The sequence below is a fragment of the Ulvibacterium sp. genome, from assembly GCF_028285715.1.
GTDB lineage: Bacteria > Bacteroidota > Bacteroidia > Flavobacteriales > Flavobacteriaceae > Ulvibacterium.
On the sequence record NZ_JANQOO010000020.1, the window covers coordinates 599,614 to 607,200 of the forward strand.

The 7,587-nt window shown below is 43.4% G+C and carries 7 protein-coding genes; 4 read left to right on the forward strand and 3 right to left on the reverse strand.

Annotation, left to right across the window (positions count from 1 at the left end; translation table 11 throughout):
* The first annotated feature begins 4 nt into the window (after positions 1-4).
* Positions 5-1,324, forward strand: coding sequence for an alpha-L-fucosidase (locus tag Q0993_RS14015; RefSeq protein WP_299533996.1), 1,320 nt, complete (start codon positions 5-7; stop codon positions 1,322-1,324).
* A 9-nt stretch (positions 1,325-1,333) separates the two neighbouring features.
* Here the strand turns inward: Q0993_RS14015 and Q0993_RS14020 are convergent, their stop codons facing one another.
* The 3 genes from Q0993_RS14020 to Q0993_RS14030 are packed head-to-tail and all read right to left on the reverse strand — an operon-like array spanning position 1,334 to position 4,618.
* Positions 1,334-2,248 (reverse strand): TIM barrel protein, encoded by a 915-nt coding sequence (locus Q0993_RS14020; protein ID WP_299533997.1) that lies wholly within the window; start codon positions 2,246-2,248, stop codon positions 1,334-1,336.
* Between the two features lie 10 nt (positions 2,249-2,258).
* Entirely contained in the window at positions 2,259-2,906 is a 648-nt protein-coding gene (locus tag Q0993_RS14025) for a gluconate 2-dehydrogenase subunit 3 family protein (RefSeq protein ID WP_299533998.1), read from the reverse strand.
* A complete protein-coding gene (locus Q0993_RS14030; RefSeq protein WP_299533999.1) occupies positions 2,906-4,618 on the reverse strand; it encodes a GMC oxidoreductase in 1,713 nt (570 codons plus the stop codon). The genes Q0993_RS14025 and Q0993_RS14030 overlap by 1 nt, the downstream gene beginning before the upstream one ends.
* A 142-nt stretch (positions 4,619-4,760) precedes the next feature.
* Between Q0993_RS14030 and Q0993_RS14035 the strand changes: the two genes are divergently transcribed.
* Genes Q0993_RS14035 through Q0993_RS14045 form a run of 3 tightly spaced genes read left to right on the forward strand, consistent with a single transcriptional unit; the run spans position 4,761 to position 7,469 of the window.
* The gene (locus Q0993_RS14035) at positions 4,761-5,762 is read left to right on the forward strand and encodes a sugar phosphate isomerase/epimerase (protein ID WP_299534000.1); all 1,002 of its coding nucleotides are present in this window, start codon (positions 4,761-4,763) and stop codon (positions 5,760-5,762) included.
* 19 nt (positions 5,763-5,781) lie between these two features.
* Positions 5,782-6,225 (forward strand): DinB family protein, encoded by a 444-nt coding sequence (locus Q0993_RS14040; protein WP_299534001.1) that lies wholly within the window; start codon positions 5,782-5,784, stop codon positions 6,223-6,225.
* 17 nt (positions 6,226-6,242) lie between these two features.
* The gene (locus Q0993_RS14045; RefSeq protein ID WP_299534003.1) at positions 6,243-7,469 is read left to right on the forward strand and encodes a nucleoside permease; all 1,227 of its coding nucleotides are present in this window, start codon (positions 6,243-6,245) and stop codon (positions 7,467-7,469) included.
* Positions 7,470-7,587: the final 118 nt, after the last annotated feature.

Genomic DNA, 7,587 nt, shown 5'->3' on the forward strand with positions numbered 1-7,587 from the left:
TTAGATGTTGAAAAACTTCATTTTAGCCGCTGCTTTTATTACTATGACCAATTTGGTATTTGGTCAAGAGGTTTATAAGCCCACAAAAGAAAATTTAGAAAATCGACAGTGGTTTCAAGACGCCAAATTTGGCCTTTTTGTGCATTGGGGCGTGTACAGTGTAATGGGAGGGGGAGGTAATCCGGGTGTAGCGGAATGGTTTATGGAACAAAAAAAAATTCCTATTGCCAAATACGAAAAACTACCTGGATTTTTTAATCCTATAAACTTTGATGCCGCGGAGTGGGTCAAAATGGTGAAGGATTCCGGGATGAGGTATATTACCATTACAAGTAAGCATCACGATGGCTTTGCAATGTATGACTCGAATATTTCGGATTACAATATCGTAGATGCCACTCCTTATGGCAAGGATGTGCTAAAAATGTTGGCGGAAGAGTGCAAAAAACAGGGGATAAAGCTCTTCTTCTACTATTCGCAGTTGGATTGGCACCATCCGGATTACTACCCCCGTGGAAGAACAGGCCAAGGATACACAGGCCGCCCCGAAAGTGGTAGCTGGGGCAATTACATAGCGTATATGAATGCCCAATTAAGTGAGTTGTTGACCAATTATGGTGAGATTGGAGGTATATGGTTTGATGGCATGTGGGATAAAAAAGATGCCGATTGGCAACACATGGAGACCTATAAAATGATTCACAGACTTCAACCTGGGGCGCTTATTGGAAGTAACCACCATGTACACCCATTTCCTGGTGAGGATTTTCAAATGTTCGAGCAAGATTTGCCGGGTGAGAATACCGCTGGATTCAATAAAGGACCTATAAGCCAGTTGCCCCTGGAGATGTGCCTTACCATTAACGGTTCCTGGGGGTTTAACCTTCTGGACGATAACCACAAGTCGCCCAAGGAATTGGTGCATATGTTGGTGAAGTCGGCCGGTAGGAACGCCAATTTGTTGTTAAACGTTGGGCCTATGCCCAATGGGGAAATACAAGCGGAGCATAAGGCATCGCTTAAGGCCATGGGTGAATGGATGGCCAAAAACGGAGAAACCATTTATGGAACCCGTAAAGGAATCATAGCCCCCGAAGATTGGGGTGTTAGTACCCAAAAGGGAAAGACACTATATATCCATGTTTTGGATTGGGACAAGGAGGTCCTACTCATTAATCCATTTAAAGAAAAAATAAAATCGGTAACGTTCTATAAGGATAAAACCACAGTAGGCCATCGTTTGGATAAATATGGCCTTCTGCTGGAAATCCCAAAAAACAAAAAAGACGATATTGATACGATTATAGAGGTAGTCCTAAAATAGCAACAGGGACTATAGAAAACTATCCACTTCTTTGTAGGCATCAATAACGGCCTGTTCACCAGCTTTACCTTGCTTGGAGTTTCCATGTTCCATACCCAGTACACCATCAAACCCTTTCTCATGAATCCACTTAAAGACGTTTTTATAATTGATTTCACCTGTGGTGGGTTCTTTTCGTCCTGGATTGTCACCAATCTGAATATAAGCGATCTCATCCCAAGTGAGCTGCATGTTATGGATGAGGTGGCCTTCATTTTTCTGCATGTGATAGATATCGTACAATATCTTGCAAGATGGGCTATCCACTCCCTTGCAAACTAAATACGTTTGTTCCGATGTCCTTAAATAAAGGTCCGGGGAATCTGATAGCGGCTCAAGTACCATAACCAAACCATGGGGCTCAAAAATTTCTGCCCCTCGGCGCAAGGCTTCAATAACGTTTGCATTTTGCACACCAATGGGAAGATTTCGTTCAAACCCACCAGGAACAACGGTCATCCATTTTGCATTTACCCTTTTGGCCACTTCAACAGCTTTTTTACAGCCATCCAAAAATATGTCCAGATATTCTTGTTTGCCCGCAGCCAAGGTATTTGCCATATTCCCACCCTTGTCTACCACGAAGACGCCCATGGTCATATTGCGTTTGGCAAGGGTTTCTCCCATTTTGGTCTGTAAGGCCACGTCACGTTTCATCATGCCATTGTCCTCAAAAGCCGTGAACCCTTGATCCGCCATAAAATTGATTTGATCTATGGGGTCTTCTCCGGCAAGTCCTTTGAACATACCCAGATGAGGGGCATATTTCAGGTTAAATTCATGGGGAGCATTTGATTTGTTGTCTTTGGCATAAGCCATTGCCCCACTCACAGTAATGGCCCCAGAGGTTAATGCGGTTTTCTGTAGAAAACTTCGTCTTTTCATAAATATAGTTTTATAAGGACCAGGCCTTACCTCCTGTTAGTTCATTCACGTCACCACAACCAATATACTCACCGGGGACAGGAAGGTATTCCAAAACCTGTTCCCCTACATATTCAGAGGTTTTATAGCCCCAAATCGTTATATCCCTTAAACTTTTGGCAAAGGCGAAACGAGAAACAGCGTTGTCTAAACTTGCTTCTTTTCCTTCGGCCATGGCTTCATTGTACTGTTGAACTGCTTCAAGGTTCTTCATTTCATCAGCTTTGGTAACTTTTAGAGCCTCTGCGAGGACAGGTTCCAAATCCTCGGAGCTAAGATCCCCCGCCTTGCCCTTGCCTGAATCCGTCAAAGCCTTTTCAAGGAAATGAGCCATGGACATTTTTGTAAAATCCTGTTCCTTCTTTTCCATAACTTGATCCACAAATCGGTCAATAAAGATATGTACCTGAACTTCGGATGCTGATGGAGTGTCCGTTTTTGGAAGAATAATATCGACTAATTTGGTCAATGCAGCCCCTTCATCCTGGGTAAAGAAATCAGGTGTCCATTCCAAGGCCACCTCGCCTTTACAACTCTGCATTAAACTAATCAGTGTTGGTGTAGCCACGGAATAGCCCATGGCCAGCCCCATATTTTTAAGTGCTTTTCTTCTATCCATTATATATTTCCTTTTTTTAGTTCTTTTGCTGCATGATCGGCCGCCCGGGCGGTAAAGGCCATATAGGTCAAGGATGGGTTTACACAACTTGCCGAGGTCATAAAAGCACCATCCGTTACATAGACATTGGGAACGGCATGGACCTGGTTATTTCCATTAAGCACCGATGTTTTTGGGTTTCGTCCCATACGGGCAGTTCCCATTTCATGGATGCCAAGGCCTAAGGCACCAGGGCTATCAAAGGGTTCCACATCGCGAAGCCCTGCTTTTTCCAACATATCAACGGCCGAGTCTTTCATGTCTTTTCGCATCTCATATTCATTCTCCCGTAGTTCCGCATCAAAAGTCAACGTCGGCAGTCCCCACTGATCCTTTTTATCGTAGTCCAAAGTAAATCTATTATCTTCATAGGGCAAGACCTCTCCGAAACCTCCCATGCCAAATGTCCAACCCCCAGGTCTTAAAATAGCATCCTTCATTGTTTTTCCATAACCCAGTTCTGCAATGCTATCGTCCCAATTACCCCTACTGGCCCCACCTTGATATCCGAAGCCTCTCTTATATTCCTTGCGGTTGGAGTCTCCTCCCAAATTTCTAAAGCGTGGGATATATATGCCATTCGGTTTTCTTCCCTTGTAATATTTATCTTCAAAACCATCAAACTTTCCTTGAGCGCCTACCCTTAAATGATGATCCATAATGTTACGACCCAATTGATCGGAATCGTTGCCCAGACCATTGGGGAATCTATCCGACTTGGACTGCATCAAAATTGCGGTGGATGCCATGGCGGAAGCACAGAGGAAAATAACCTTGGCCTTAAATTCATGGCTTTCCTTGGTAACACGGTCCATGACCTTGACGCCAATGGCCCTTTTTGTATCCGGATCGTACATTATTTCATGAACAATGGAATCTGGACGTAAAGTCATATTCCCCGTACGTTCCGCTGCGGGAAGGGTAGAGGATAGACTGCTGAAATACCCGCCAAAAGGGCATCCACGGATACATCGGTTTCTAAACTGGCATTTAGTACGCCCATCAAACTTTTTATCGCCTGTTATGTGGGCCACCCGCCCTGCGGTTATAACCCTGCCATCGAAATTTTCAGCGACTTTTTCCCGAACATGTTGTTCTAGACAATTCAGTTCCATCATGGGTAGAAACTGTCCATCAGGTAATTGCGAGAGCCCTAGAGGTTCGCCACTTACCCCAATATAGGATTCTACCTTGTCATACCATGGAGCTATATCTTTGTAACGTACGGGCCAATCCACCCCAATCCCCTCGCGTTTGTTCGCCTCAAAATCAATATCACTCCAACGGTAACTATGACGACCCCACTGCAATGAACGTCCTCCCAAGTGATACCCTCTCATCCAGTCGAAACGTTTGATTTCATTATAGGGGTGCTCCAAGTCGTTTACAAACCACATACGGCTGGCCGCTTTGGTGGTATAACCCGTTCGTGCTTGTTTCAATTGTTGTGCCTTCTGCTCAGGAGTAGGTTGGCCCCCATTAGGAAAATCCCAAGGGTCTAAATTGGCGGTCTCATAGTCTTGGATATGTTTCACCATTCTACCGCGTTCCAGAACCAATGTTTTTAATCCTTTTTCGCACAATTCTTTTGCGGCCCAGCCTCCACTGATACCAGTTCCGACGACAATGGCGTCATATGACGCCTGTTCGTCGTTGTAATAAAATTTGCTCATGTACCTGATTGTTTATGCCCTAAATGTATTAAATATAAAATTAATTTTCTACATTTAAACGCTATACTCCTTGCGGTATAGTCTACTATATCGATGTAGAAAATCAGCGGCGATTCATAAGCAAACAACTAATCCAAATACCATGAGAAGAAGACATTTTATTCAAAATGGCTCCCGGGCGGGCCTTGCATTGTCCGTTTTAGGGTTTCATGCCTGTAAGCAAGAAAAGAAAAAAGATTCCGAAGAGACCGAAGGAAATACTATGATCGAAGAAACAGGCCCTTTCTTTAAATTATCCTTGGCCCAATGGTCCATCCATAAAATGATCCGGGAAGACGGAGTGGATCCCTACACTTTTGCCGAGAAAGCCAAGAAGTGGGGGTTTACCGGTATAGAATATGTAAATCAATTGTACAACAAGGAATTGGAAGCGGCCAACTACTCCGATGAGGCTATGGCCGCCTTTGTGGAAAAATGTAACGCAGAAGCCAAAAAACACGGGGTTGAAAATGTATTGATAATGGTGGATGGAGAAGGCGGAATGGCTGTACCCGATGCCAACGAACGCAAACAAACGGTGGAGAACCATTATAAATGGGTAGACGCGGCCGCAGCTATGGGGTGCCACGCCATACGGGTAAATCTGTACGGAACGGACGATCCAAAAGTTTGGAAGGAGGCCTCCGTGGATTCCCTTACCCAATTATCAACTTATGCCAAGGATAAAAATATAAACGTAATTGTGGAGAATCATGGCGGACTTTCTTCCAATGGGGCCATGGTAGCTGATGTTATGGAAACCGTAAACATGGATAATTGTGGTACGCTACCGGATTTTGGAAATTTTTGTATCCGGAGGAACGACCCCAAGGATTATACAAAGGGCTGTGCAGAAATGTATGATATTTATCAAGGTGTCACTGAATTGATGCAACATGCCAAAGCGGTGAGCGCCAAATCCCATGAGTTCGACTCTAATGGGAACGAGACCCATATAGATTATACAAGAATGCTTCAAATTGTAAAGGATGCCGGGTATACCGGATACATTGGGGTAGAATATGAAGGCAGCGCACTGAGCGAGGAAGAAGGTATTTTGGCCACTAGGAAATTGATGCTCAATGCGGTCAAAAAATTAGGCTGATACCAAAGCAATATGATTTATGAAAGTCTTTTTTAACCAGCTTTTCGATTACAATTTTTATTGCAATAAAAAGTTTATTGAGCGATGCAGTGCAATGGAGACCGTCCCCGAGAAAAGTATCCAACTCTTTAGCCATATTCTCAATGCCCATCATATTTGGAATGCCAGAATTCTTGGGAAATCTCCTGAATATTCGGTTTGGCAATCCCATGACATCAAGGATTGGGGCGATTTGCATTACGAGAATCAAAGGAGTTCTTTTGAGATTACCACCAACTCGGAGGACTTTGAAAAACGGATAGACTATGAGAATACCGAAGGACGCTTGTTTGCCAATACTTTGCAAGATATTCTATTCCATATTATCAATCACTCCTCACATCATCGGGGTCAGATAGCCATGGATTTCAGGGCTAACAACTTGGAGCCGTTACCCTTGGATTACATTCATTACAAACGTTAACAAAGAGTATAGGCGCTATGAGAATAGGAGTTCGTTTGCAGTTGTCTCTAATGATGTTTTTGGAGTTTTTTGTATGGGGCAGTTGGTATGTCACCATGGGAATCTATCTGCCCAATACATTGGGATCTGATGGTGCCGAAATAGCGATGGCATATTCCACTCAGTCCTGGGGCGCCATTTTGGCCCCGTTTATTATTGGACTCATTGCGGATCGATTTTTTAATGCAGAACGTATTTTGGGTGTACTGCATCTTTTGGGGGCCATATTGATGTACCTCTTGTACCAAACCACGGACTTTACGTTATTCTTCCCCTATCTTTTGGTGTATATGATTTTATACATGTCCAGCTTGGCCCTGGTCAATTCGGTTTCCTTTAATCAAATGAGGAATCCTGCCAAGGAATTTGCCCAAGTTCGCGTTTTTGGAACCATTGGATGGATAGCGGCCGGTCTTCTTATCAGTTATTTGAATTGGGATTCCCAAGAAGGAATTTCGGAAGGCATCTTAAGAAACACTTTTCTAATGGCCGCAATTTCATCGGCCCTACTTGGGGTTTTTTGCTTTACCCTTCCCAAAACACCTCCTAGAATGGACAAAACGAAGAAAGTAAGTATTTCGGATATTCTGGGACTAGAAGCGTTGGGACTATTAAAGGACCGCAATTTTTTGATTTTCTTCATAGCATCTGTTCTTATATGCATTCCCTTGGCCTTTTATTACCAACATGCAGGACAGTTTCTAGGTGAAATTGGGGTAGCCAATCCCGCGGGAAAAATGACTATCGGACAGATTTCGGAAATTCTCTTTATGTTGCTACTTCCCTTCTTTTTCAAAAAATATGGATTTAAAAAGACCATGTTGGTGGCCATGTTGGCCTGGGCCTTGCGCTATGTTCTATTCGCCTATGGTAATCCGGGAGAGTTGGCGTTCTTATTGTTATTGGGGATAGCCTTACACGGTATTTGTTACGATTTTTTCTTCGTCTCCGGACAGATTTACACCGATAGCAAGGCAGGTACCCATATAAAAAGTGCCGCTCAAGGATTGATTACCTTGGCCACCTACGGCCTTGGCATGCTTATCGGTTTTTGGATCGCAGGCAAAATCACCGACACCTACGTTTCCAATGAAGGCGCCCATTCATGGGAGGTTATTTGGATATATCCGGCGGCATTTGCCCTTTTGGTATTTTTTCTGTTTTTCATTTTCTTCAAGAACGAAAAAATCGTCTATAAAGCTTAGATATTTTCTATATATTAAACACATAAAAATCAACACCTATTTTAAAGTATTACCATTATGCCAAAGAAGATTAGATTAGGAATTTTAGGAGGGGGCGGGGATTCTCTCATAGGAGTTT

Coding starts and splice junctions, on each gene's coding strand:
- Q0993_RS14025 (WP_299533998.1), bottom strand. CDS start 2,906: ATGGATAGAAGAAAAGCACTTAAAAATATGGGGCTGGCCATGGGCTAT.
- Q0993_RS14015 (WP_299533996.1), top strand. CDS start 5: ATGTTGAAAAACTTCATTTTAGCCGCTGCTTTTATTACTATGACCAAT.
- Q0993_RS14045 (WP_299534003.1), top strand. CDS start 6,243: ATGAGAATAGGAGTTCGTTTGCAGTTGTCTCTAATGATGTTTTTGGAG.
- Q0993_RS14030 (WP_299533999.1), bottom strand. CDS start 4,618: ATGAGCAAATTTTATTACAACGACGAACAGGCGTCATATGACGCCATT.
- Q0993_RS14035 (WP_299534000.1), top strand. CDS start 4,761: ATGAGAAGAAGACATTTTATTCAAAATGGCTCCCGGGCGGGCCTTGCA.
- Q0993_RS14020 (WP_299533997.1), bottom strand. CDS start 2,248: ATGAAAAGACGAAGTTTTCTACAGAAAACCGCATTAACCTCTGGGGCC.
- Q0993_RS14040 (WP_299534001.1), top strand. CDS start 5,782: ATGAAAGTCTTTTTTAACCAGCTTTTCGATTACAATTTTTATTGCAAT.